Annotated in this window: 26 protein-coding genes; 9 read left to right on the top strand and 17 right to left on the bottom strand. The window is 46.9% G+C overall.

Going from position 1 to position 25,962, the window contains the following annotated elements; all coding sequences use genetic code 11:
- Positions 1-5 precede the first annotated feature (5 nt).
- Positions 6-1,169, top strand: a complete 1,164-nt coding sequence (locus BN3912_RS02210) for a porin (RefSeq protein ID WP_023984350.1) — start codon at positions 6-8, stop codon at positions 1,167-1,169.
- A gap of 147 nt (positions 1,170-1,316) precedes the next feature.
- Here BN3912_RS02210 and BN3912_RS02205 read toward each other — a convergent pair whose 3' ends face one another.
- From BN3912_RS02205 to rpmH, 4 genes are all read right to left on the bottom strand, one after another.
- Positions 1,317-2,318: a D-alanine--D-alanine ligase gene (locus BN3912_RS02205; RefSeq protein ID WP_004369409.1), complete on the bottom strand. Its 1,002-nt coding sequence runs from the start codon at positions 2,316-2,318 to the stop codon at positions 1,317-1,319.
- A gap of 18 nt (positions 2,319-2,336) precedes the next feature.
- A complete protein-coding gene (locus tag BN3912_RS02200; protein ID WP_004369408.1) occupies positions 2,337-3,404 on the bottom strand; it encodes an RluA family pseudouridine synthase in 1,068 nt (355 codons plus the stop codon).
- A gap of 18 nt (positions 3,405-3,422) precedes the next feature.
- The gene (locus tag BN3912_RS02195) at positions 3,423-4,163 is read right to left on the bottom strand and encodes a PASTA domain-containing protein (RefSeq protein WP_004369407.1); all 741 of its coding nucleotides are present in this window, start codon (positions 4,161-4,163) and stop codon (positions 3,423-3,425) included.
- A gap of 302 nt (positions 4,164-4,465) precedes the next feature.
- Positions 4,466-4,621 (bottom strand): 50S ribosomal protein L34, encoded by a 156-nt coding sequence (gene rpmH / locus BN3912_RS11860; RefSeq protein ID WP_016665496.1) that lies wholly within the window; start codon positions 4,619-4,621, stop codon positions 4,466-4,468.
- 192 nt (positions 4,622-4,813) lie between these two features.
- Here rpmH and efp point away from each other — a divergent pair, with 192 nt between their 5' ends.
- Positions 4,814-5,380: an elongation factor P gene (gene efp / locus BN3912_RS02180; protein ID WP_004369405.1), complete on the top strand. Its 567-nt coding sequence runs from the start codon at positions 4,814-4,816 to the stop codon at positions 5,378-5,380.
- 74 nt (positions 5,381-5,454) lie between these two features.
- Here the strand turns inward: efp and BN3912_RS12570 are convergent, their stop codons facing one another.
- Positions 5,455-5,583 carry a hypothetical protein gene (locus BN3912_RS12570; RefSeq protein WP_262503270.1) on the bottom strand — a complete coding sequence of 43 codons (129 nt, stop codon included), beginning with the start codon at positions 5,581-5,583 and terminating at the stop codon, positions 5,455-5,457.
- Between BN3912_RS12570 and BN3912_RS02175 the strand changes: the two genes are divergently transcribed.
- Entirely contained in the window at positions 5,564-6,592 is a 1,029-nt protein-coding gene (locus tag BN3912_RS02175; RefSeq protein WP_004369403.1) for a glycosyltransferase, read from the top strand. The two genes, BN3912_RS12570 and BN3912_RS02175, sit on opposite strands and share 20 nt — an antisense overlap.
- Positions 6,593-6,637: 45 nt before the next feature.
- Positions 6,638-7,321 (top strand): RadC family protein, encoded by a 684-nt coding sequence (gene radC, locus BN3912_RS02170; protein WP_187115897.1) that lies wholly within the window; start codon positions 6,638-6,640, stop codon positions 7,319-7,321.
- Here the strand turns inward: radC and BN3912_RS02165 are convergent, their stop codons facing one another.
- The 5 genes from BN3912_RS02165 to BN3912_RS02145 are packed head-to-tail and all read right to left on the bottom strand — an operon-like array spanning position 7,322 to position 13,139.
- Positions 7,322-8,407, bottom strand: a complete 1,086-nt coding sequence (locus BN3912_RS02165) for an ABC transporter permease (protein WP_004369401.1) — start codon at positions 8,405-8,407, stop codon at positions 7,322-7,324.
- Complete coding sequence (locus BN3912_RS02160; protein WP_004369400.1) at positions 8,408-9,493, bottom strand: ABC transporter permease; 1,086 nt, start codon at positions 9,491-9,493, stop codon at positions 8,408-8,410.
- 2 nt (positions 9,494-9,495) lie between these two features.
- Positions 9,496-10,959, bottom strand: a complete 1,464-nt coding sequence (locus tag BN3912_RS02155) for an ATP-binding cassette domain-containing protein (RefSeq protein ID WP_023984349.1) — start codon at positions 10,957-10,959, stop codon at positions 9,496-9,498.
- A 5-nt stretch (positions 10,960-10,964) separates the two neighbouring features.
- Positions 10,965-11,858 carry an HlyD family secretion protein gene (locus BN3912_RS02150; protein ID WP_023984348.1) on the bottom strand — a complete coding sequence of 298 codons (894 nt, stop codon included), beginning with the start codon at positions 11,856-11,858 and terminating at the stop codon, positions 10,965-10,967.
- A gap of 9 nt (positions 11,859-11,867) precedes the next feature.
- On the bottom strand, positions 11,868-13,139 hold the full coding sequence (locus BN3912_RS02145) for a TolC family protein (protein ID WP_036859575.1): 1,272 nt from the start codon (positions 13,137-13,139) through the stop codon (positions 11,868-11,870).
- 162 nt (positions 13,140-13,301) lie between these two features.
- On the opposite strand from BN3912_RS02145, the gene BN3912_RS02140 reads away from it, so the two are divergent.
- From BN3912_RS02140 to BN3912_RS02125, 4 genes are all read left to right on the top strand, one after another.
- On the top strand, positions 13,302-14,204 hold the full coding sequence (locus BN3912_RS02140) for a helix-turn-helix domain-containing protein (RefSeq protein WP_004369396.1): 903 nt from the start codon (positions 13,302-13,304) through the stop codon (positions 14,202-14,204).
- Between the two features lie 520 nt (positions 14,205-14,724).
- On the top strand, positions 14,725-15,504 hold the full coding sequence (locus BN3912_RS02135) for a ZIP family metal transporter (RefSeq protein ID WP_023984346.1): 780 nt from the start codon (positions 14,725-14,727) through the stop codon (positions 15,502-15,504).
- Positions 15,505-15,590: 86 nt separating this feature from the next.
- On the top strand, positions 15,591-15,911 hold the full coding sequence (locus BN3912_RS02130; protein ID WP_023984345.1) for a metal-sulfur cluster assembly factor: 321 nt from the start codon (positions 15,591-15,593) through the stop codon (positions 15,909-15,911).
- 163 nt (positions 15,912-16,074) lie between these two features.
- Positions 16,075-16,839, top strand: coding sequence for a UDP-2,3-diacylglucosamine diphosphatase (locus tag BN3912_RS02125; RefSeq protein WP_023984344.1), 765 nt, complete (start codon positions 16,075-16,077; stop codon positions 16,837-16,839).
- 146 nt (positions 16,840-16,985) lie between these two features.
- Here BN3912_RS02125 and BN3912_RS02120 read toward each other — a convergent pair whose 3' ends face one another.
- Both BN3912_RS02120 and pta read right to left on the bottom strand, forming a co-directional pair.
- The gene (locus BN3912_RS02120; protein ID WP_023984343.1) at positions 16,986-18,182 is read right to left on the bottom strand and encodes an acetate kinase; all 1,197 of its coding nucleotides are present in this window, start codon (positions 18,180-18,182) and stop codon (positions 16,986-16,988) included.
- Positions 18,183-18,208: 26 nt separating this feature from the next.
- Positions 18,209-19,219 carry a phosphate acetyltransferase gene (gene pta / locus BN3912_RS02115; RefSeq protein WP_023984342.1) on the bottom strand — a complete coding sequence of 337 codons (1,011 nt, stop codon included), beginning with the start codon at positions 19,217-19,219 and terminating at the stop codon, positions 18,209-18,211.
- A 145-nt stretch (positions 19,220-19,364) separates the two neighbouring features.
- Between pta and BN3912_RS02110 the strand changes: the two genes are divergently transcribed.
- Positions 19,365-21,122, top strand: a complete 1,758-nt coding sequence (locus tag BN3912_RS02110; RefSeq protein ID WP_036859443.1) for a GNAT family N-acetyltransferase — start codon at positions 19,365-19,367, stop codon at positions 21,120-21,122.
- Here the strand turns inward: BN3912_RS02110 and cdaA are convergent.
- From cdaA to BN3912_RS02085, 5 genes are all read right to left on the bottom strand, one after another.
- The gene (gene cdaA, locus BN3912_RS02105) at positions 21,119-21,892 is read right to left on the bottom strand and encodes a diadenylate cyclase CdaA (RefSeq protein WP_004369389.1); all 774 of its coding nucleotides are present in this window, start codon (positions 21,890-21,892) and stop codon (positions 21,119-21,121) included. The genes BN3912_RS02110 and cdaA overlap by 4 nt on opposite strands.
- Before the next feature lie 49 nt (positions 21,893-21,941).
- Complete coding sequence (folP, locus tag BN3912_RS02100; protein ID WP_023984340.1) at positions 21,942-22,778, bottom strand: dihydropteroate synthase; 837 nt, start codon at positions 22,776-22,778, stop codon at positions 21,942-21,944.
- A gap of 471 nt (positions 22,779-23,249) precedes the next feature.
- Complete coding sequence (locus BN3912_RS02095; protein ID WP_023984339.1) at positions 23,250-23,756, bottom strand: lipid-binding protein; 507 nt, start codon at positions 23,754-23,756, stop codon at positions 23,250-23,252.
- Between the two features lie 7 nt (positions 23,757-23,763).
- Complete coding sequence (locus BN3912_RS02090) at positions 23,764-24,459, bottom strand: BT_2262 family domain-containing protein (protein ID WP_023984338.1); 696 nt, start codon at positions 24,457-24,459, stop codon at positions 23,764-23,766.
- Between the two features lie 24 nt (positions 24,460-24,483).
- The gene (locus BN3912_RS02085; protein WP_023984337.1) at positions 24,484-25,956 is read right to left on the bottom strand and encodes a SusD/RagB family nutrient-binding outer membrane lipoprotein; all 1,473 of its coding nucleotides are present in this window, start codon (positions 25,954-25,956) and stop codon (positions 24,484-24,486) included.
- Positions 25,957-25,962 lie beyond the last annotated feature (6 nt).

The raw sequence follows: 25,962 nt of genomic DNA, 5'->3' as shown, positions 1-25,962 counted from the left end.
TAATTATGAAACGTTATATTTTAATGACAGCCTTTACTACCCTTATTGCAACGGGTACATGGGCCCAAGAACAGCTAAAAGTCAATGTTACCGGCAGAGCATTATTCGATGCTGCCACTTATACACAAAATGATGCCGCCAAGACACAAGACGGAGAAATGAACGAAGGCATTTCCGTACGCGATATTCGCATAGGTGTAAAAGGCACTTATGGCAAATGGTCTTTCCGAGGAGACGTAAGCTACACGAACAACGAAGTTTCTCTTAAAGACACGTATCTTCAATACAATTTCCAAAAAAATAATTTCCTGCGTGCAGGTCATTATACTGTACCATTCGGACTATCTTCATCTTACAGTTCAGCAAAGAAAGAATATATGGACGAACCAGAAGCAAATATCTTCCAGCCTGGTCGTCGTATCGGTTTGATGCATACAATATACAATAATCCGTTATGGTTCCAGTACGGGCTATTTGCCGATAACTCGGCTCTTACCAAAAGTACAAACAAAAGTGGTCCGCAAGGATATTCTTTAGCCGGCCGTTTTGTTTGGCGCCCAATCATGAAAGATGGATACGGTTTCCATGTAGGCTTTAGCGGTATGCATGTAAAAGCAGAGTCGAACAACGGTGCACATTCGCACATTGCCTATACGAAACGCTACCTCACTGCCGTCGATAAAACTACAGCGACAGCTATTGATATTACAGATGCACGTTGGGAAAATAAGTTCACGGCCGAGTTCCAAGGAATTTACCACAATTTCCAACTAAGCAGTCAATACTACTGGTCACATATCGCGCGTGATGCCGGTAACACGTACAACATAGACGGATTCTATGTTTCGGCACGTGGTATCATCATTAATCCTGCCGATTACTCCTATAATTTCGGCGGATCGGGTGTCGACAATCCTTACAATAAGAACTTAGAACTTGCACTCGGTTACGGTTATCTCGACCTACATGATGCAAAAGCCATTACAAATTCCTATATTGCCGGCATGCAGAATGCAGGTAGAATGTCAGACTTCACTGCAGGTCTCTCACTCTTTTGGAACAAATACGTTACTTTCCGTGTGAATTATCACTACATCCACGTCCGCAACAATGCTTTAGAGGCAAAAAATGTGAATGTAATTCAGGCACGTATCCAGTATATCTTCTAACAATAACTAACCATTAAACTAAAATGAAGTCGTGCTATTTTGATAGCACGACTTCATATATTTTCTAACAGTTCCGAGAAAACAAAGCCTCATTATTATTTATATACACATGCAAGAAGCAAATAAATATCATCGGATATCAATACTCTAAAACTGATTTTCTACAATATCGGTCAGCACATCTTTAATATCCAAACCGGCTGCATGCACCTGTTGCGGAATGAAGCTGGTGTGTGTCATGCCCGGAGTGGTATTGATTTCAAGCATATTTATCTTGTCGTTGCCGGCATCGTCTTTCGTAATAATATAATCAATCCGGATAATTCCGTTGCAATGGAGTATGTCGTATATCTTGCTTGTTTCCTCTGCAACTTTCTTAGCCGTTTCGGTCGAGATGCGTGCAGGCGTAATCTCTTGTACTTGTCCGTTATACTTGGCATCGTAATCAAAAAATTCGTTGGTCGTAACCACTTCGGTGGCAGGGAATACAACCGACTTTTTCTTGGTCTTATAGCAGCCTACGGAAATCTCTGTTCCCTCCATAAATGCTTCTATCATCACATCGTCACTCTCCATGAATGCCACTCTGAGCGCAGGAGCAAGCTGATCTGCGTTCTTTACCTTCGATACCCCGAAGCTCGATCCGTCGGCTGCAGGCTTTACAAAGCATGGCATGCCGATCGTCTTTTCTATATACTCTTCCGAATATTTGTCCTCTTCGCCACGGCGAAGCAGCAGACTCGGCGCCACATTGATGCCGAAACTGCGCAGATAGTTATTGAGCACGTATTTGTCGAAAGTCATGGCTTCCACCAACACGCCGCTCGTTGAGTATGGCAAATGTATGAGTTCAAAGTAACCCTGCATAATACCATTCTCGCCCGGAGTGCCATGTATGGTGATATAAGCATAATCGAAGATAACGGCTTTCCCGTCTTTTACAAACGAAAAATCATTCCTGTCTATCGACGCCACCTCACCGTTCTCGAAGTTCACGTGCCAGTCTACTCCTTTCACGTCTACGATATACACATTGTAGCGTTCCTTGTCGAAGAAGGAATAAAGTCCCTGTGCCGAACGCAACGACACGTCGTGTTCAGACGAATCACCGCCGCAAACAATCGCTATGTTTCTCTTTAATTTTTCCATACTTACCGTTATATTTATTTATTCCTCAAATGTATCTTTGGTAGTTCCGCTTATATAACCGCGCCACTTATCAACCAGCATCGACATGTCTGCCGGAAGTTCCGACGTGAAATCCATCTGCTTACCCGTAACCGGATGTGCAAAGCCCAGTGTCCGGGCATGAAGCGCCTGCCGACTGCACAGCTTAAAGCAATTCTGTATGAAAGCTCTGTAGGTTGAACTGCGCTGCCCGCGCAATATCTCCGTACCTCCGTAGCGCTCGTCACCGAAAAGCGGATGCCCTATATGCTTCATGTGAGCACGTATCTGATGTGTTCGACCTGTCTCAAGAATACACTCCACAAGGGTTACATACCCGAAGCGTTCGATCACCCGATAATGGGTAACGGCCGATTTTCCGATCTCCGAGTCGGGTGCAAATACTGTCATGCGCAGACGGTCTTTCGGATCACGGGCAATGTTTCCCTCGATACGCCCCTCGTCTTCCGTAAAGTTACCCCACACCAAGGCATTGTAACTGCGATGGGTGGTTTTGTTGAAGAACTGCAAGCCTAATTTGGTCTTGGCCATCGGTGTCTTCGCAATAACCAACAGCCCGCTCGTGTCCTTATCGATGCGGTGCACGAGCCCCACTTCCGGATCGTTCGGATCAAACGATTTCAAGTCCTTCAAGTGCCACGCTATAGCATTTACGAGCGTACCATGAAAGTTTCCCACTCCCGGGTGTACCACCAATCCCGCCGGTTTATTGATAACCATCAGCTCAGAGTCCTCGAATACGATGTCTAAAGGAATATCTTCCGCTTCTATCGTACTGTCGTGTCGCGGACGATCGAGCATTAGCGTGATCACATCCAGCGGGCGTACTTTGTAATTACTCTTCACCGGTCGGTCATTCACGTGCACAAAACCGGCATCAGCCGCCCTTTGAATACGGTTTCTACTCGAATGCTGAAGTTTCTCCGACATATATTTATCGATGCGCAAGGGCTCCTGTCCCTTATCTACCACCAACCGGAAGTGCTCGTAGAGCTGTTGCTCCTCGTCGTCTTCTAACTCTTCTATATCGTCTATATACTCAGCCATCGATCACCATCTGTCGTTTTATTTCTGGTTCGATTTCTTATCTGTTTTCTGTTCCTGCTCCTTTTCCCCTTTCTTACTCTCCGATGGAACCGTTGTAGGTTGCTCTTCCGTTCCCGTTATTTCTTGGAACTCATCTACATCGCCATTATCTTCTTCGAAATTAGAGTATGCAGGTCCCACATAATCCACATCCTCAGACGAATCTCGTTCGCCATTGCCGGCAAGAATAACCAACAAATCTTCAATCGATATTCTATCGCCCGTAGCCACATTCTTACCATGAACAAGAATTCCATATACCCAATCTCTTTCGCCCGGAATATATTTCGGTTCTCCCAATTTAAACCCCATAGCCGTAAGTTTTGCCATGGCTTCGCGCAACGAGCTGTTGTCTATCACGTCAGGGAGTGCAATGGTAGGCGAATGAGAGGCGTTGATCGTCAGATAAACAATGTGTCCCGACTTCACGTGTTCGCCTGCTCCGGGCGTCTGTGCAAGTACGGTTTTCGGCGGTAACGTTTTCACATACCCCGTATCTGTTACTACAACTTGAAGTCCGAGATTATCGAGTATTCGTTCCGCATCGCTCAATTGCTTATTCCTGATATCAGGTATTGCGATGGATTCTCCGTGATGCGTGTACAGTTTCAAGCCATATTTCAACCCCATGCACAACAATATTACAACCAAAGCCATGGCTGCAAGATTGCCCCAAAGGTACTTACTCTTGAATTTACCCACAAACTCCGAAGACTTCATTTCTGTTTATATTTGACATAAAGATAGTGCCGACCGAGTACAAAGAAGCCCGCTTCAATTTGCCGAGGTGCAGCCTATCTTCTGCAAAGATAGTGCAATTCACAGACAAGGCAAAAAAAATCGCATTTATTTTTACCGGCCCAACAACGGTACATACTATCAAAAATATTCCTCTTCCATCGTATCTGCATAAACGATTGTACGGGCCATCTCAACCTTACCATACAAAAAGCAGCAAAGAAACCTCGATTTCTTTGCTGCTTTTCCGTTGCCAAACCGGTTGACAACGAACCTCTATGAAATTATTTTCCGTGGTTTTCGTCGGAAACAGTTAATTTCTTACGGCCACGGGCACGGCGGGAAGCCAACACGCGTCGACCATTCTTCGTTGCCATTCTCTCGCGGAAGCCGTGCTTGTTCACTCTTCTTCTGTTGTGAGGCTGAAATGTTCTTTTCATCGTTTTCTATCTTTTTTATTGTTATTATTCGCACTTTTGGGTTGCAAAAGTACTTATATTTTTCGAAATAACAAAGAATTAAGCCACTTTTAGCCCTATTATTTAGGTTTTTTTCTATAAAAAGCGTAACTTTGCACCCGCAAATTACCTGTTGCATCAGATGATTATAATAACTCAAGATAAGCAAACAAAATGATTAATTCACAAGAAATTAAAATCGGAACTTGTATCCGTTTGGACGGTAAGATTTGGACTTGTATCGACTTTCAGCACGTTAAACCGGGCAAAGGTAATACCGTTATGCGCACTAAATTGAAAAACGTTGCCGACGGACGCGTATTGGAGCGTACCTTTCAGATAGGTTTCAAATTGGAAGATGTACGTGTTGAGCGTCGTCCATACCAGTATTTGTATCAAGATCCTACGGGTTATATCTTCATGAATCAGGAAACTTTCGAGCAAATACCTATCGCCAAAGAGGGCATAGAGGGCGTTGATTTCATGAAAGAAGGCGATGTTGTCGAGGTTGTTACCGATACCAGCGACGGCACGATACTATCTGCAGAGATGCCGGTAAAGACGGTTTTGCGCGTTACACATAGCGAACCGGGCATTAAGGGCGACACTGCAACCAACACAACCAAGCCTGCTACGCTCGAAACAGGCGTAGAAGTACGCGTTCCGTTGTTCATCAACGAGGGCGACCTCATACAGGTAGACACGCGCGACGGCTCGTATTTGCAGCGCGTCAAGGAGTAATAACCCTGCCAAACACAGGATGGAAAGACGGCAACACGCCGACTTTTCATCCTTATATTTTACCCCTGCCGACATTACATGTACTGTCTATCGCAATCGAACCATTGGTCTGCGCCCGACAGATGCACCGCCTGTCCGATATAGACGCGCAACCTATTTATACCATATACACAACCTGTCATCATGAAGTACAGCCTCATCATTCCCGTATTCAACCGTCCGAACGAAGTAGACGAACTGCTCGAGAGCCTCACCGTGCAAACTTATCGTAATTTCGAAGTCATTATCGTTGAAGATGGTTCATCGGTTACCAGCCTCGAAGTATGCAATAAATACGCCGACAAGCTCAATCTGAAGTATTTCTCCAAGCCCAATAGCGGCCCCGGACAGAGCCGTAATTACGGTGCAGAGCATGCCCAAGGCGAATACTTGATAGTTTTAGACAGCGATGTAGTGCTGCCCGAGGGTTACATGCAGGCGATAGACGACGAACTGACACGGCAACCGGCAGACGCATTCGGCGGTCCAGACCGTGCACATGCCTCGTTTACCGATACTCAAAAGGCCATCTCCTACTCCATGACATCATTTTTTACCACAGGAGGCATACGGGGCGGCAAGAAAAAACTCGACAAATTCTATCCGCGTTCGTTCAATATGGGCATCCGGCGCGATGTGTATATGCGCCTCGGAGGGTTCTCCAAGATGCGCTTCGGCGAAGACATAGACTTCTCCATTCGCATTTTCAAAGCACAATGTGCATGCCGTTTGTTCCCTAAAGCATGGGTTTGGCACAAACGTCGTACCGATTTTCATAAATTCTGGCGGCAGGTTTACAACAGCGGAATAGCCCGCATCAACCTTTACAAGAAGTATCCGGAAAGTTTAAAACTCGTTCATTTGCTGCCTATGGCATTCACTTTGGGCGTTACGGTGCTCGGTCTGCTGTTCCTGTGGGGCATTCCCATCGGCATTCTTTGCGGAAACTTCACCCTTTCTTTGCTGGCTCTTCTGCCGATACTTCTTTATATGCTGGTGATATGTATAGATTCTACGTGGCAAAACAAAAGTATCAAGGTGGGCCTGCTCAGCACCGTATCGGCCTTCATCCAACTGACTGGATACGGTTGCGGCTTCCTCTATGCATGGTGGAAACGCTGCGTGAGAAAGCAAGACGAGTTTCATGCGTTCGATAAAACATTCTATAAGTAGTTGCATATCGAACATTTCGAACCGACACAAATACGAAACAAAACCATGAAACTATCTATCAATCAGTGGGCGGAAGAGGATAGACCGCGCGAAAAGCTCGAACATATCGGTGCTGCCAACCTCACAAACGCCGAACTCCTTGCCATACTGATAGGCTCTGGTTCTACGAACGAGAGTGCCGTAGACCTGATGAAGCGTATTCTGAATGATTGTAAAAACAACCTGAACACGCTGGGTAAGATGACCGTTGCCGAACTGCAACGCTACAAGGGTATGGGACCGGCCAAGGCAATTACTGTACTTGCCGCCTGCGAACTGGGCAAGCGACGGGCACGCGAGAAAGCTGAAGAGCGACAAGACCTTGGCTCTGCCAAGGCCATCTACGATTATATGCACCCGTTCATGCAAGACCTTGATGTGGAAGAATCATGGATTTTGCTCATGAACCAGAACTTCAAACTCATCAAAAGTATGAAACTGTCGCACGGAGGCATCAGCGAAACGGTCGTCGATGTGCGTGTCATCATTCGCGAAGCCGTCCTTGCAAATGCTACGGTTCTTGCACTTTGCCACAATCATCCGAGCAACAATGCCCTTTCGAGTGCCGAAGACGACCGGCTGACACAGCGTGTCAAAAAGGCTTGCGACATCATGCGTATCTACTTTCTCGACCATCTGATCATCACAGATGGCAGTTTTTATTCTTACAGAGAGCGCGGCCGCCTCTGATCAACTGTTCTTGCGATAACTCCACACTGCCCAACCACCCGTCGCCAATGCGAAAACAAACAGCACGGACAGCTGATATACAATGCTCGAAAAGCCGCCTCCGCGCACGAAGACAGTACGCATGCCGTCGATAAAATAATGCATCGGGTTCACAATCGTGATGGTCTGAGCCCAGTCGGGCATGCTCCTTACAGGTGTATACAGCCCGCTAAGCAGCATAAGGCAGACAACTATGAACCACATAACGAACATTGCCTGTTGCATGTTGTTACTGTAATTAGAGATAACGAGCCCGATTGCACTGAATATAAGTGCAAATAAGATCGACAGGAGGTATATCCAGAACAGATGCCCCTCGCATGTAATGCCGTAAACAGCCCATGAAAGCACGATACATGCCGTCATTACAAACACTCCGATGATCCAATAAGGTATGAGTTTCGACAGTATAAACGTCCATTTGCTCACGGGCGTCACGTTTATCTGCTCGATAGTGCCCGCTTCTTTCTCGCCTACAATATTCAAAGCCGGCAGAAATCCGCACATTAACATCAGTACAATACCCATCAAGGCAGGTATCATAAACACTTTATAGTCTAATTTCTTATTATATAGATTTAGTGTCGAAATCTTCTTTTCCAACGCTCCGATGTTCGTATTTTGCGTTGTACTTACGATACTCGTCATGTACGAAGCACCTATGGCGCCCTTGGTTCCGTTCACGGCGTTAGCTGCAATGAGCACAGGTGCACTACGCTTGGCAACAATATTGCGCTCATAATCTTTCGGTATCACGGTAACGATGTCGGCATCGCCGCTTTCTATGTCTTCCAAACCTTCGTCGTACGTCCCTTTCTGCCCGTTGAAAAGGAAGTAATTGCTGTATTCTATATCGTGCAAAAGGCGCCTCGAAAAGGTGGAATGATCATTGTCTACCACCGTTACGCGGATATTCTTCACCTCCATATTCATCACCCAAGGCATCACACACATGATTACTATCGGATATATGAGTACGAGTTTCGGCAGAAAGGCATTGCGCCTGAACTGTATAAACTCTTTCTGTATGAGATATTTCAGTATCATCTATTCCAAACGTTTTTTGAATTTAACAACCGAAACGGTAAGAAGTATCACCGCCATACCCGTCAACACGCACAGTTCTTTCCACAATTCGTTCACGCCGACTCCCATAATCATCAGTTTTCGCAAGGCTGAAATATACCATCGGGCGGGAATGATGAGCGAGACGTATTGCAATATTTCGGGCATACTCTCTATGGGAAAGAGCATTCCTGATAACAAAACGATGGGCAACAGCAACCCCATAGCCGACATGAGCAGTGCAACCAATTGCGTAGAAGCAATGGAACTGATGAGCAATCCCAACGATAAAGCCAGCATAATATAAATGAACGAGACGAGAAATATGTAGAACAAACTGCCTTCGAGCGGCACGCCGAGAACGAAAAACGACAGCAGCAGTATCGATATGAGCACCACGATCGCCAGCAACAGATAGGGTACGGTCTTAGCAACCACAATCATGAACGGTCTTACAGGGCTCACCAGCAGCACCTCCATTGTGCCTCTTTCTTTTTCGCGCACAATGCTTATCGACGTCATCATGGCACAAATGAGCATCAAAAGCATGCCCATAATGCCGGGAACAAAGTTGTATGCGCTCTTCATCTGCGGGTTATAAAGCATTTTCGTGCTAACGGAAGCCGCCGCAGAACCGCCTCCCATCGCCTGCATGACAATCATCCGTGCGTAGTTGGCATACTGTTGAGCCATGTTAGGATCGGCAGCATCGACGATTATCTGCACGCCCGAACCGCCACGAAAGCGGTTGTCAGCGAAACCGTTTCTAAATACAATCGCCATATCCGCATGCTGATTGCGTATCATCTGCTCTGCCTGTGCCGCCGTGCCTGCCGTTGCAACGATGTTGAAGTATTCGGCTGCCCCCAGCTCATCCGCCACACGTTGCGTAAAGTGGTCCATCGTAGCCGTTACAATCACCGTTCTTACGTTCCTTACATCGGTGCTGATAGCGAAACCGAAGAGCAACATCATCACGACAGGCATGCCGAACAGTATCAACATCGTGCGCCTGTCGCGCAGGATATGTCTCGATTCTTTAATGATAAATGCTATAAATGTTTTCATCGTTAATCGCTTTTTCGGGTGGATTGTCGTGCCAGAAAGGTAAACACATGATCCATATCGGGCTGGCGGAACTCCGTTTTCAGCTCTTGGGGCGTGCCCATAGCCCGGATTTTTCCGTCGACCATAATCGATATGCGGTCGCAATATTCGGCTTCATCCATATAATGCGTAGTCACAAACACCGTAATTCCCTGCCTTGCGGCATCGTAAATCAACTCCCAGAACTGCCGTCTCGTGGCGGGATCCACACCGCCTGTCGGCTCATCGAGGAACACCACATCGGGACGATGGAATATGCTGACCGAGAAAGCCAGCTTCTGTTTCCAGCCCAAAGGCAGGCTCTTTACCACCGTGTCCTTATGTTCAGCGAAGTCAAGTCGTGCCAATAGCTCTTCCGTACGGCGTTTTATCACCTTTTCCTTCATGCCGTAAATGCCGCCGAAAAGGCGTATGTTTTCGCTCACCGTAAGGTCTTCGTACAACGAGAAGCGCTGACTCATGTAACCGATATGCCTTTTAATCTGCTCATATTGCGTTGCAATGTCGAACCCCGCTACGGTTCCGCGCCCTTCTGTGGGCTGGTTAAGGCCTGTAAGCATATGCATTGCGGTGGTTTTACCGGCACCATTCGCCCCGAGGAAGCCGAAAATCTCGCCTTGTTTTACCGAGAAAGAGATGTCATCCACGGCATGGAACGTGCCGAAAGCCTTCACCAAATGCTCCACTTCTATAACGTTTCCGGACTTATTCCGATGTTCTTCGTGCGCCAAAGGCGGCGGATTAAATACGTCGGCAAAGCGGTCGAGCACGTTATCTGCCGTGTCTATGCCCCGTATATGGCCATGATCGAGGTACGCAACGCGCTCGCATCGGCGTATTTCATCAAGGTAAGGCGTGGAAGCCATGATGGTTATGCCGCGTTCTTTCAGCATGGAGAGCATTTCCCAAAACTCTTTACGCGACACAGGATCGACACCTGTCGTCGGTTCATCGAGAAACAGCACGCTCGGACGGTGTACCAAAGCGCACGAAAGGGCGAGTTTCTGCTTCATACCTCCCGAAAGCGCTCCCGCTTTACGGTCTTTGAAAGGCTCTATCTGCGAGTAAATAGCCTTGATAGAGTCATAACCTTCTTCCACCGTAGTACCGAACAGCGTGGCGAAGAATACCAAATTCTCCTGCACGGAGAGGTCTTGATAGAGCGAAAAGTGGCCGGGCATGTAACCTACACGTTGGCGGATACCCTCCATTCCGGTCACGGTATCGAAACCGTCTACACTTGCCGTGCCAACTTCGGGCAACAACAAAGTAGTCAGAATGCGAAACATAGTAGTCTTACCGGCACCGTCGGGGCCGATCAGACCGAATACCTCGCCCCGCTTTACGCCGAAAGAAACATCGTCGAGTGCGGCAAGCGAACCGTAATGTTTCGATACATGATTTACTTCTATAGCGTTCCCGTCCATATCGATCATAGCTTTACTTCGCCATACATGCCTATCTTCAGATAACCATCATTGCGAATCGATATTTTTACAGCATACACCAAGTCGGCACGTTCATCATCTGTAAGGATGGTTTTCGGGGTAAATTCCGACTGCGAGGATATCCATGTAACGGTGCCGTCGTAGGTCTTCGTCCGACCTTTACCATAGTCGCTCATCACCTTTACGTGCTGTCCGATCTTCACGTTCTGCAACTGTTCCGACGTAACATAGGCGCGGAGGAACATCTGTTTGGTATCTGCAACCTTAAAAAGCGGTTTACCTATTGTTACAAATTCGCCATCTTCCACGTATTTCTCGAGCACACAACCCGTAACGGGCGACGAGATATGACACTTACGAAGTTGGTCTGCCAGCTCGCTCACCTGCGTATCGGTGGCATGCATCTGCCGGTCGAGGCTCTTATCGGTGGTCTGCAAGGTCGATATTTGTGCCTCCAGCTGCCGTTCCAACACATTTACGCTGCTCACGGCATCATCGAGTGTCTTGCGCGGAGCGGCTCCATCGCGCACCAATTCGGTATATCTACGCTGCTCGAGTCGTGCCTTTTCCAACTGTTGGCGCGTAGCTGCGACCTGTTTACGCATATCGGGTTTCTGACTTGCATATACCTCCTTAGCGGCTCCGAGCTGCCTGATACGCAGCGCAATCGGCACTGTATCTATCACGCCCACCTCATTTCCCGCAACAAGATCGGCACCCTCGGTCACATCGAAGCGCAACAGACGACCGCTCTGTTCTGCATATACTGTCGTTTCAGTGGCCTCAAAGGTGCCCGTGGCATCATACTTATTCTCATTATTTCCGCATGCACCGAGCACAAACGTAGCTGCGAGCCATGCTATACTTTTCAGTTTCATATCTTATAATTATTTGTTGACTGTATATTTCAGATCGTACAAGGCCTTCAGCATCTCTATCTCGTGCGACGAGCATTGTATCTTAGCCGCATTCTCCGCATTGATTTCTTTCACAAGGTCGTTCACATCGATGATACCGTGAGCCAGTTTAGCCTCGGCAGACTTACGTATCTGCGAACGCAAAGAGATAATCTGCTCGTCGTCGGTCATGAGTTTACGGTATCGGGAAATGGTCTCCTGTCCGCGTATCTGCTCCAGACGATTGTTGAAGAGAAATATGTCGCGGTTGTTTTCTGCCTGCTCTCGCTGCAACCGAACCTTCGCCTTATCGTTACGATGTGTATAAAGACTACCGATATTCCATGTAAGACGCGCCCCTATAAGTCCATTCAGCGTAAATTCACGGCTCATCATGTCGTGAAACATGTCGTACCCGGGATAACCGTAATAGCCGGATGCGAACACACTCAGCTTGGGCAAAAGGTTCGAAACAAGCAGTTTTTCCTGCGAAGAAGCAAGGCGCAACTGCGTTTCCACCAACTTCAATTCGGGGCGATCGTTGCCTTCGGGCATCACGGTGCTGGCAGGTTTCACCACTCCGTCGATATCTTTCCCGCAAAACGAAGACAACATGAGCAGATAACTGCGGCGCAACGACTGCAACGAGGTTTGCTGCTGACGGGCATTGAGCTGCTCGGCACGCACGTTGTTCAGGTCGCTTTCGGCCGCTACACCGCGGTTATACATGGCCGAAAGTTTCTTTTCAGACGACGAGAGCACCGTTTGAAGGTCGGCGTTCAGCCTAAGTTGTTCATCTAAAAGCAACACCCCGAAGTAGAGTTCGTTCACCCTACCGCGCACAGCATACATATCTACGTCTGTCTGGGCGCCTTGTACTTCGCCTTGGAGGCGCGCCACACTCTTTTGGTTGCGTATGGTACCACCGTCGAACAGCATCTGATTTACGTCTACACCTATCTTATATTGATCTTTCTTCAGCCCCTCAACGGTGTAACCGTTCTGTCTCATCATGCCGGCAAGGGCATCCGGCAGGGCTGCAACACGGTTCTGCAGCGTTACCTGTGCCGTGGCAGACACCTGAGGCAGCCACCCTTTGCCAAGATTGCTCACCGAATAGTCTACAGAGCGGGCAATCATATCGTACTTCTTTATTAGCGGATAGTTGGCTATAGCTGCCTTCTGACAGTTGTCGAGCGAGGTCTGCGCCTGTAATCCGGCGGCTGTAGCCACGAAAACCGCAATCATCATCGATCTTTTCATATACATTTGTCTCCATTTTATCATGCTGCAAAGATAGACCGAAATACCAAACAAAGCATTATCTTTAAGTAGCCGTTTATGTTCTTTTTGTACGGTAAATGCGAAAAATACACCGAAATATGAAAGTTTTCATTATCTTTACAACCTAAAACCAAGTATTTTATGGATAAAACAGCCCCCAAACGAATGACTTTCGAGCTATTTCGAGAGATTGTACACCAAGCAACCGATAAGACACCCTCGCGACTGTATTTCGGTAAAGACTACGCCATTGCGCTCGACATGGTACGTGCCGTGGCCAATATCTCCCAAAACGGAGAGCCGATGAGGATAGACGACATGCGCATAGGTATTATTACAAGCGGAGAGGCCGACGTTATTTTGAACCTGATACCGCACCATGTATCGGTGGGGACACTCGTGTTTATCGGCAGCGAAACCATCCTCCAAGTGAAGCGGAAGACAGATGATTTCAATCTCGAAGGCATTGCCATCACCGACGATCTGCTGAAAGTAATCATGCACGGCAGCATTCCGGCACCATTAGACCAACGCATTCAGGCATATACTTTCCGCCCCGATGAACAACAGCTGCGCCACTTCGACCGGCTGTTGCACCTTGCCTCCGACATCAGCAACAGCTATCAAGAAGAGTCGGCTATAGCATTAGACTTGCTAAGCGCCCTGTTTCATCTGTACGAACACATATACAAGAGTTGCCAGCACTACGGGGCAACAGAGAAATCGCGCGAGCGCGAGGTATTCGACCGGTTCATTTCGCTCGTCAACATTACCGCCGGAGAGGAGCGAAAACTGGCATATTACGCCGATAAACTGTACCTTTCGCAGCGTTATCTGGGCACTATTATCAATAAAGTGAGCGATGTAACGGCAAAAGAATGGATAGACCGCGCCGCTATAGCCAACATCAAGGTGCTGTTAAAGCATAGTAATCTGTCGATAAAACAGATTGCAGACCGTATGAGGTTTGCGAACGACAGCTTTTTCTGTAAGTATTTCAAGCGCTTGACGGGCATGACACCGGCACAATACCAACGGTTGTAAAAGCATATCCGCCTCAAACTATTGAAAACAGAAGCACAGTTCGGAGTGCTGCTTGCAACCTATTGCCTATAAACGCACTACGGCCATTTCCCCCAGACTACACACTTAACAGCCTTAGACGATATGTTTAAGAGGTTTAAACGGGCACCCTAACGAATATAAATCTCATTTCTGCCAGAAACAGTCAATACCTCTATTTCAGATAACCCCTTAAAGGAACATTGAAACACCTGTTCAGTTTTTTTACTACTTCGCCGTTCCGCCTCCGACAATGAGGATTCAGACAGGCCGAATACCTACGCTATAGTTATTAATCACTCACCACTAATTATTATTCCTCCATCCAAACAAACCTCCTTTCCAATACCTATTCTCGCTCTACAGGGGAGAATTAGAATGAAGTAAAGCACCGAAGAAACTGTTTCTTTCCTATATACTTCGGTAAAATTATCCACCTCTGTAGACTTTGCACAAGATTAATTTCGTATCTTTGTCGCAATAATAAAAATACAATAAATAAATGGATGGAGTAATACTCGCACTGCTTATTCCTTTTATCGGCACCACATTGGGCTCGGCATTCGTATTCTTTATGAAGAAACAGATGCCAGACAGGCTTCAAAAAACCTTGCTCGGATTTGCTTCGGGCATCATGGTAGCAGCCTCGGTATGGTCGCTTCTCATACCAAGCATGGATATGTGTTCACCCATGGGCAGGGCTCGAGTGCTGCCGGCCACACTGGGTTTCATGCTCGGCATAGGCTTCTTGCTGCTCATAGACTTCGTTACACCGCACTTACACCTTGGGAATGCCACCCCTGAAGGGCCAAAGACGCACCTCTCGCGTACCACTATGTTGATGCTTGCCGTAACAATTCACAACATTCCGGAGGGTATGGCGGTGGGCGTGGTGATAGCCGGAGCCATGCAAAGCGGACTGGGTATCTCTGCTGCAGCGGCCATGGCGATGTCGTTGGGCATAGCCATACAGAACGTACCGGAGGGGGCTATCATCTCTATGCCTATGAGGGCGGCGGGCAACAGCAGGCTGAAATCGTTCATCATCGGTTCGTTGAGCGGTGCCGTAGAGCCTATCGGCGGTGGCTTGGTGATTGCTCTTGCGGCCATAATGACGCCCACTCTGCCTTATATGCTATCGTTCGCAGCCGGTGCGATGTTCTATGTAGTGGTGGAAGAACTCATTCCTGAAGCGTCGGAAGGCAAGCATAGCAACCTCAGCACCATCGGTTTTGCCATCGGCTTCGTAGTGATGATGGTGCTCGATGTGGTGTTGAGCTAAAATAAAACGCCGTTTTCTTTGGAGAACAGCATAAATATGTTATCTTTGTGGAAAGGAGTTATCCCATAAATATAAGCCAAATTCAAATGACACAAGAAGAAAAAACAGCAATAGAAGAGCGTATCGCAGACGTTCTGCATACGGTTTATGATCCCGAGATACCGGTAAATATCTACGATCTCGGCATGATTTACAAGATTGACGTGCAGGAAAACGGCAACGTGGACTTGGATATGACGTTCACATCCCCGAGTTGTCCTGCGGCTGACTTCATACTCGAAGACGTGCGTTCGAAAGTAGAAAGCGTGGAAGGCGTTACGTCTGCCAACGTTAATCTTGTGTTCGAACCGGAATGGGACCAGAGCATGATGAGCGAAGAAGCGCGGGTGGAACTCGGTTTCGCATAGGCATTGCCAATTTTGAATGTCGACTTAGGGGCCATAAGTTATCGCCTCGCGACAGATTAATTCGTAATTCACAATTCATAGTTCATAATTCAACGATCGCAAAGCTACTTTTCAATATTCATAACTCTTAATCCCTAATTCTCCTAACTCCTAACTCAAAATTATGAAGAATATTTATTTTCTTTCGGATGCCCACTTAGGTTCTTGGGCCGTAGAGCACAGGCGCACGCAGGAAAGACGCTTGGTACGCTTCTTGGACAGTATAAAGGGGAAGGCTGCAGCTATCTATCTGCTCGGCGATATGTTCGACTTTTGGAACGAATACAGGTATGTTGTGCCGAAAGGATTTACGCGGTTTTTGGGCAAGATTAGCGAAATAACCGATATGGGCGTAGAGGTTCATTTCTTTACAGGTAATCATGATCTGTGGACTTACGGCTATCTGGAGGAAGAATGCGGGGTGATACTCCACCGTAAACCCGTCACAGTGGAGATTTATGATAAGGTTTTCTATCTTGCACATGGTGACGGTTTGGGCGATCCGGATAATAAATTCAAGTTCTTGCGTAAGGTTTTTCATAACCGAATCTGCCAACGTATGTTCAATGCCATACATCCCCGTTGGGGCATGTGGCTCGGTCTGAATTGGGCAAAGCACAGCAGATTGAAGCGTGCCGACGGCAAAGAAGTACCGTATTTGGGCGAAAATAGGGAATATCTGGTGCGTTATACGAAGGAATACATGAAGACTCATCGCGATATAGACTTCTTTATCTACGGACACCGCCACATAGAACTCGACTTGATGCTAAGCCGTAAGAGCCGTATACTGATACTCGGCGACTGGATTTGGCAGTTCACATACGCGGTATTCGACGGAGAACACATGTTCTTAGAACAATATATCGAGGGTGAAAGCAAGCCCTAATCTACTTTCTACTCCTTAACGAAAGCGGAAGAAGCAGTGTATCGAGCAAGAAAAGAGGGAAAATAAATTAAAAATATCCTCTGAACAAAGAGAATAAAAAGAGGCGATCCGGAACACGGACCGCCTCTTTTTTTGAATAAGGTGGACTATTTCTTAACCAAAGCCATGGTATCTCGGGCAATTACAATCTCCTCGTCGGTAGGCACCACGCATACTGTAACCTTGGAATCAGGCGCGGATATAATCGCTTCTTTGCCACGTACTTCGTTTGCATGGGCATCCATCTTCACTCCGATGAACTCTAAATCGGAGCAAGCTGCAAGACGTGTGCCGATTTGGTTTTCTCCTACGCCGGCCGTCCATACTATTATATCGACGCCACCCATGGCAGCCGCATAAGCTCCGATGTATTTCTTGATGCGATAGTTATACATATTAAGCGCCAAAATTGCACGCTCATTACCCTCTTTAGCGGCATCTTCGATCTCACGCATATCCGAAGAAATATGGGTAATTCCCAGAACTCCGCTCTCTTTATTTAGGAACTCAGCCATCTCTTGCGGCTGTTTGCCGAGTTTTTCCATCAGGTATGTCACCGCTGAAGGATCGATGTCGCCCGAACGAGAGCCCATCATAAGACCGGCAAGCGGGGTAAGTCCCATCGACGTATCTACGCACTTGCCGAACTTAACGGCAGAAACAGAAGCGCCGTTACCGATATGACAGGTAATTATGCGTTGTGTCTTTATGTCTCGACCAAGCATTTCACATACACGATGCGATACATATCGGTGACTTGTACCATGGAAACCGTAACGACGAACGTGGAAATTCTCGTATAATTCATAGGGTACAGCATAGAGATATGCATAGTCTGGCATGGTTGCATGGAACGCATTGTCGAACACGCACACTTGTGGAGTGCCGGGCATCAGGGCATCTACCGCACGAATACCGCGCAGATGTCCCGCATTGTGTACGGGAGCAAGGTCGCAAAGGCTTTCTATTCCCGCCTCTACTTGCTTATCCACGATGACACTCTTCTCATATAAATCGCCGCCTTGCACTACACGATGGCCCACTGCATCGATCTCTTCAAGGTCTTTAATGGCACCTATTTCAGGATCGAGCAGGCATTTGAACACGAAATTTACGCCCTCCTTATGGTCGGGCATGTCGTGCATAATGATCTTTTTCTCACCGCTCGGCAACGTTATTTTGATAAAAGCCTCGTCGAGTCCGATGCGTTCAACGCCGCCTTGTGCCAACACTGATTCGTCTTCCATATCATACAATTTGTATTTGATGGAAGAGCTACCACAGTTCAATACTAATATCTTCATATCTGTTTCTTTGAAATAAGGAATGATTACTTCTTTGCTTCTTGCGCTTGACAGGCTGTAATTGCCACCATATAATATATATCGTCGACACAACACCCGCGACTCAAATCGTTTACAGGGCGCGCTATTCCCTGAAGAATTGGCCCGATGGCAACGGCATTACCAAGGCGTTGCACCAATTTATAGCCGATATTGCCCACCTCGAGGTTAGGAACAACCAGCACATTGGCATTGCCTGCGATGGCACTTCCCGGGGCCTTCTTCTGCCCTACCGACGGAACAAGAGCGGCATCGGCCTGCAATTCACCGTCTATTTTCAGTTCCGGCGCCCGTTGCTTGGTCAGTCTGGTAGCCTCAACCACCTTATCTACCACCTCATGACTGGCACTCCCTTTGGTCGAGAAACTCAACATAGCCACGCGAGGCTCGGCAAATCCCGCCACGCACTGTGCCGTATGTGCCGTGCAGATAGCTATCTGAGAAAGCTGATCCGCATCGGGCATCGGTGTTACAGCTACGTCTCCCATAACAATGATGCCGTCTTCACCGTACTGTTTTGCCTCGGTTATCAGCAACATAGCACCGCTTACACAGGTGATACCCGGTGCGCATTTGATGATCTGAAGGGCAGGGCGCAGCGTCTCGCCCGTAGTACTAAGCGCACCGGATATCTGTCCATCAGCCCCTTCAGTCTTGATAATCATGCACCCGAGGTACAAAGGATTTTTCACAAGTTCACGAGCTTGTTCGATCGTCATGCCCTTCTTCTTGCGCAACTCAGCCAACAGAGCGGCGTAATCCTCGCTCTTGGGATTGTTCAAAGGATCGATAATAGTCGCCTTACCGATATTTTTAAGGTCCCAAGCCTCGGCAAGTTTATGAATTTCATTGGGGTTCCCGATAAGAATAATGTCTGCTATATCGTCGGCCAATGCACGGTCGGCAGCCTTCAAAGTGCGTTCTTCTGTTGCTTCGGGGAGTATAATGCGTTGCTTATCTGCTTTGGCCCGTGCAACTATTTGCTGTAATAAATCCATCGTTTGTTATATTATTGTATAATTATCTATAAAGAAGACAATTGTAATTCGTACCTTGCAAAAGTAACAAATTAAATCGACATCGTAATTGTTTATCCGATAAAAATTTATAATTTTGCCCATCTATCAAGGTTATACATACTATATGATAAAGTTTAAAGACCTATCTACGGCGGATAAAGATACCATACAAAGTTATACTTTGTACGGCGAAAGGCAAAATTGCGACCTTTCTTTCGCAAATCTCATCAGCTGGAAATTCCTCTACAGTACCCAGTTTGCCATCGTAGACAATTATCTTGTCTTCCGCTTTTATACCGGTCATCATCTTGCCTACATGATGCCAATACCGAAACCCACACGGGCCGAAGACGGCACACTTAGGGTTGTGCCCTGCGACGAATGCTCTGTAAACGTTATCAAAGCCATACGCAACGACTCTATTGCCATGGGGCATCCGTTCCTGATGATGGGTGTATGCAACTATATGACAGACCTTATCGAAGATGCATTCCCCGATACCTTCGAGATAAAGCCCGACAGAGATTATGCAGACTATATATATACCCGCGATAAACTGACGAATTTATCGGGTAAGAAGCTGCAAAGTAAGCGCAACCATATCAATAAATTCAAGACATTATACCCTAATTACGAATATAGAGCCCTTACTCAAGAGATGATTCCGGAATGTATAAGGCTCGAACAGCAATGGCGCAACAAGGCTCAAGACAACAGGAGTTTCGATCAGAGCATAGACTCGGAGCTGCGATCGATGACACGCGCTTTCCACAGATGGGACAGATTAGACCTGACGGGAGGCACAATATGGGTGGAAGGACAATTGATTGCTTTCACTTTCGGGTGCCCCATTAACCAATCAACTTTCGATGTATGCGTAGAAAAGGCCGACACAACCTACGAAGGAGCCTTTGCCATCATCAATCAAGAGTTTGTTAAACACCTGCCGGAGCAGTATTTTTACATCAACAGAGAGGAGGATATGGGCGAAGAGGGATTGCGTTATGCCAAGCTATCCTACAAACCCGACATTCTTTTAGAGAAGAACAACGTCACCGAGAAATATCCTTTGGCACAGTTCGAAGACCAGCAAAGGATAAAGAAAGAGACAAAACAACTGTGGAAGACGGTATTCAACGACTCGGAAGAGTTTATGGATATGTACTTCGAACGGGTATTCAAAAGCGAATACAACACCACTTGTCAGATAGAAGGCCGTGTGGTGGCGGCCCTGCAAACACTGCCTTACACGCTGCTTTACCACGGGCACGAGGTAAAGACAGCCTATATAAGCGGCGTAAGTGTAGAACCAGCACACAGAAAACAGGATGTCGGTAACAGTCTGATGCACCAAATGCACTTCGACATTTTCCATAAAGGCGTGGTATTTGCCTCGCTCATCCCTGCTGAGAAATGGCTCTACGACTGGTACGGCAAGTGCGGATATGCGCAAGAGATTACATGTACGCCGCCTATCGACGACGTTAAAGGCATGCCGTTTGCCCAATACGACCGATGGCAACGCCAAAAAGACTGCATACTTCTCCATACAGAAGAGCAATGGCAGACGGTTCAAGAAGATATCCGCATCGCCGGTGCCGATTACAAGCCCGCCACAATGTCCATAGAAGCCATGATCAGAGTGATAAATGCCGAGAAAGCATTGGCTCTTTATGCTCTGCAGCACCCGCAGGCGGCATGTTCTATCCGCATACAAGATGATGACGACATCCCGATGAACAATGCCTATTACCGATTGGCAGAAGGTAAAGTAACGAAAACCGATGAGCCCGACGAACTTGCCACGAAGATGGATATCCGCCAATTGGCATCTTTCATCTTCAAAGACGAGCATGCCGAAATGAACCTGATGCTCAACTAAGCATACATCTCCTTAGTAAGAATGCTCTCAAGTTCCTCGGCCGACAGGCGTAAACGGAACTCTCCCTTAATTGCAACGCTGATGCGTCCGGTCTCTTCAGACACCACGATAGCGATAGCATCAGAACTTTGCGATATTCCCATGGCTGCACGATGCCGCAAACCGAGTTCTTTAGGAATATCGAGATTATGAGATACGGGCAGAATACATCCCGCCGCCTCGATACGTTTTTTGGCTATAATTATGGCACCATCGTGAAGCGGTGAGTTTTTAAAGAATATATTCTCGATGAGGCGCTGGTTTATTTTGGCGTCAATCAGGTCGCCTGTGTCGACAATATCCTCGAGCGGAGCGCCACGTTCTATCACTATAAGCGCCCCAACCTTATTCTTTGCCATGCTCATACAGGCCATTACGATGGGCATAATGGTCTCCTTGTCCTCTAATTCCTCCTTTGTTTCGGAAGAAAAGAACCGAGTTAACGCCTTAAAACGTTGATGTGCGCCCAGTTGATAGAGAAACTTCCGTATTTCTTCTTGGAAGAGAATGATGAGTCCGATTACTCCAACGCTCACAAGTTTATCCATTATCGATCCTAAAAGGCGCATTTCGAGTATCTGACTTACGAAGAGCCACACCAATACGAATACCATAATACCGATAAAGACGTTGAGCGAGCGGCTCTCTTTCATCAGACGATAGATGTAATAGAGCATTAAAGCTACAAGAAAAATATCGATAACATCTTTTATTCCAAAATCAAAAGGCATATCGTTCTATTTTTAATCGTTGTAAAGTTTTAGAGGCAGTGCTGCCGGCCTACATATCTGCCGTCGACATTTTATAATACAAATTCACCGATTCTACAGCTTCTTTCACATCGTGTACGCGCAAAATGCCGGCCCCTTTCATCAAAGATATGGCATTAAGCACGGATGTACCGTTAAGAGACGTTGCAGGATCGCCGCCAAGAAGTTTATAAATCATGCTTTTGCGCGATATCCCAACAAGCACGGGCAACCCGAATATCTGCAGTCGGTCTATCTGCCGAAGCAATCGGTAATTCTGTTCGAGCGTTTTGCCGAAACCGAATCCGGGATCAAGAATGATATCCTTAACACCTAAATCGCGTAATCTTTGAACTTCATCCGCAAAGGATATCATCATTGTTTCGAGTGTTGGCTTCACCGACATCAAGATATAAGGCACCTGCAAGCGGGCTACAGTTTCGAACATATTACCATCTTCGTGGATCGGAGTATTCACAATACCCGTCAAGCCACCCTCCGAAACATCGTTGATGATATCGGCTCCCCACTCTTCTACGCACCGGCGTGCCACACATGGGCGGTAAGTGTCTACGGAAATTACGGCATCGGGTTGCTCCCTACGTACGATACGAAGCGCCTCGCACAACCTTTCGCTTTCCTCGGTCTCGGAAACTTCGACCGCTCCCGGGCGTGTGGAAAAGGCTCCCACATCGATCATAGCACCGCCATCGGCAATAATTTGGTTCGCTCTGTCGGCAATCTCCCGCTCCGTCTGCTTGCGACTACCCGCATAAAACGAGTCGGGCGTTACGTTCAGAATACCCATCACCAACGGCTTTTCAAAACTTATAAGCCGGCCGCGCACATTAATCGTGTAGTTCGTCATATCACTTTTCCGCGTTTCTTCGATAGGCAAAGATACGAAAAAAAAACAGTATATGCCGGTCTTTCGGATTAAATAACCTAAAAACAGGTTGCACTCGCCTGCGCGAGGTTTATCTTACGTAAAAGATACCCGCTGCACCGGTCAGCAACAGGTCGTCTATCCGATACTCATACATGGTACATCTGTCGGTGTTACACACACAAGATATCGTGCATAGACATTATACCTATGCCAAGAAAAAGAAATGTTCTGTAATGAAAAAATGCCGACATACCACACAAAAAGGCGGCATATCGGCAAAGCAATCAGGACTATAAAAAGAAATCCTCTCGCCAAAAAAGGGTGACGGCATTCACACGCAAACACCCTTCAGACGAGAGAGATTTAAAATAAATAACTGATGTCTTGATTTTATATATTTACAAAATGCAGGATTATCAGAGTTTTATCCACCTGTGTTCACAACGTTTATCAGCGCAAGAAGCCCGTATAACGCTGTCCGGCTATGCGGTATGTCTTGTTTGAAGTATCGTCGCTGAACTTCACTTCGAACACGATGCTGTCGTTGGGAGCTCCATGCAGATTGGTCGCAGCTCCTTTTAAGACCTTTCCGTTCGTAATAACGGCAGTAGCATCCGAATTATCAGAGGCGTTATAATCAGTGTCTACGCAGGAAAAAGCCATGTTCTGCAGGTCTACATTGACCTTCATTTTAAAGTTCCAAAAGTTCCCTTTGTCGTTTATCCACATCTCCGTGGTATTATTGGCAGCCGTATTATAGGTAATTAAAGTAAAGGTATCGGCCTCTTTTGTCAACACTGTTCCGCTTGCATCTATGGAATAGGCCGCCACATCCCACTGTCCGGCCATGTCGACAAGTTGAGTTGCTCCCGGATCAGTATCGGAATTATCGCAACTAACAATACAAAGAGAGAATACAAAAGCTGCGAAAAACGTCATTAAATATTTCTTGTTCATGATTTATCTATTTTTTAAGTATTACATGAAATTCCATTCCGGCATAAGGAGCCATGTAAGATATAACGCCTGTTTGCGGAGTATAGGTTCCACTGAAGCCGTCGTCGAGCGAGTCGCCCCAGCCGCTTAAGAAACTCGAAAGCGCCGTAAGCGAGTTATCGGCATTCAGACTGAAATAGCCGGTAAGGGCGTATGCCGCACCATATCCCGATCGCTGATCGTAGTATCCGCCAAGGAAATCGCTGATATGGAATACACCATCGGCGGCTTTACTTATCTCTATCTTGTAACCGCTATATGGAGTTTGTGTGCCCCTACGCAGACGATATGAGCCTTCTTGTAACACATAAGTGCCCGAAAGATCGGTAGTAATGGCGGAATTATACACAATTACCGTACGTGTTACCGACTTGCTGAAGCCGTCTGTATTTGCTGCAGAATAGGTAACCGGATAAACTCCGACCTTCGTAGCATCTACCTCGCCCTCCACTTTCACTTTATCAGTAACATCCGTCGTACCTTCTAAAGCCGTAAAACCGGGATCAGTGTAGCTGCTTCCCACAGATACGGTATAGACACTTCCTCCTTTCAGGTTTATCGTTACATAGTTGGTGATACGGGAGTCGGTATATTCATCGTCGCCACACGCACCTACAGAAAGCAGCACCAAGGCTGCAAGCACGCTATATAATATCTTTTTCATATTGCTATCTTGTTATTATGTTCGTTACTTCACATCCCACCATACTGGCTTATCGGCCGATATTGCTGCCGGAGTATTGGGATTGTACTGCGATGCATTGTAGGGGAAATACATACGTTTTACCAAAACACCTGCGCCAAGGGCATTGACTGCGGGCGAAATAAGTTCGCCTGCGGTATAAACAGAGGGATCTGTTTTAATCTCGGCTGCCGTAGCTGTAGAAACTTTCGGTACGTCCGTACGGCGCTGTTCGCTCCATGCTTCCATGTGATCCATGTAGAACAATGCCGCCCATTTCTGCATATATATCAGATTGAGCTTGTCGGTAACGGTACTGGCAGTAGACCATGCCACTGTTCCATTATACAAATCGGAGGCTCCTGTTAACCCTCTGGCCTCGAAATCGGCCTTTATAGCGTCCTCATAAGCCTGCTTTGCCGCCGCATCATTGCTGTTGAAACGTAGCTGCACCTCGGCAATAAGAAACTGAAGTTCGGCTTGCGTAAAGAAATAAACGGGCTTCGTGGCATAATAGTTCAACTCACTGACATCCTTATTTTTAATGTCATTGAACGCATATTTGGTAGCAGGAAGCGCACCGGCATACGATCCGGAAGCGGTAGCCTTGGCAAATCCGTAAGCCAAACGCTGGGTATCGCCGGTCTTAGTAAGATAGCTAACGATGGCATAGCCGGCACAATGGTTGGTTGTATTGAGATTTACCTTGTTTGTAGAGTACCAAGGATTGCGACGGTCGGCCTCATCTTTATAGTTATCGAACTTGAAATCACCCGTAAAAAACTCATTCTGCGCTACTAAAGCCTTAGCCTTGGCAGTATATTCGGAAGCATTAATACCGGCATCTATAAAACGTAAGTACATCCGAAGGCGCAATGCGTTGGCAAAACCCTTCCACTGGGCAAGGTTCTTGGCCGCAATCATGTCGGTACATGTAATGGTTTCGTCGGTTATCAGGCTTTCTACCGAATCCATCTCATTGAGTATACCCTCATAAACGCCTTGTCCGCCATCCCATTTTGGCGCTGTATTTCCATTACCCTTTAGGGCTTCCGTGTACGGAGTCTGGTCCCAATTATCTACAGCAAGCTGAAAACACAAAGCACGCAACGTGGTTGCCATAAATTTATCGGCACCTGTAGTGGCATTCGACTTCAATATATCTTCCAAATCCTCTAATGCTACGGCATATAACATGGCATAACTGCGGTCAAGAACAGCCGAAGACTGCGTGAACATATAACGAACTAAATCTTTATATTGCTCGGATTCCGGCATTTGGTCATAATATTGTACAAAGAAACCGGCAGGATTATACATGCCATCACCGATAACAGTTGCAATCGCATTCTGTGCCGATGGCATGACTAACGCAGGTGTTGCCGACAAAGGATGGTTCGGATCATCATTTATATCCAAACTACAACTGGTGAATACCGTCATTACGACAGCCATCGCATATAATAATATCTTTTTCATATATCC

Origin of the sequence: Prevotella phocaeensis, assembly GCF_900065875.1 — a bacterium.
GTDB classification, from domain to species: domain Bacteria; phylum Bacteroidota; class Bacteroidia; order Bacteroidales; family Bacteroidaceae; genus Prevotella; species Prevotella phocaeensis.
The sequence above is the reverse complement of the archived record's forward strand: the minus strand, read 5'-3'. Positions and strand labels throughout refer to the sequence as shown.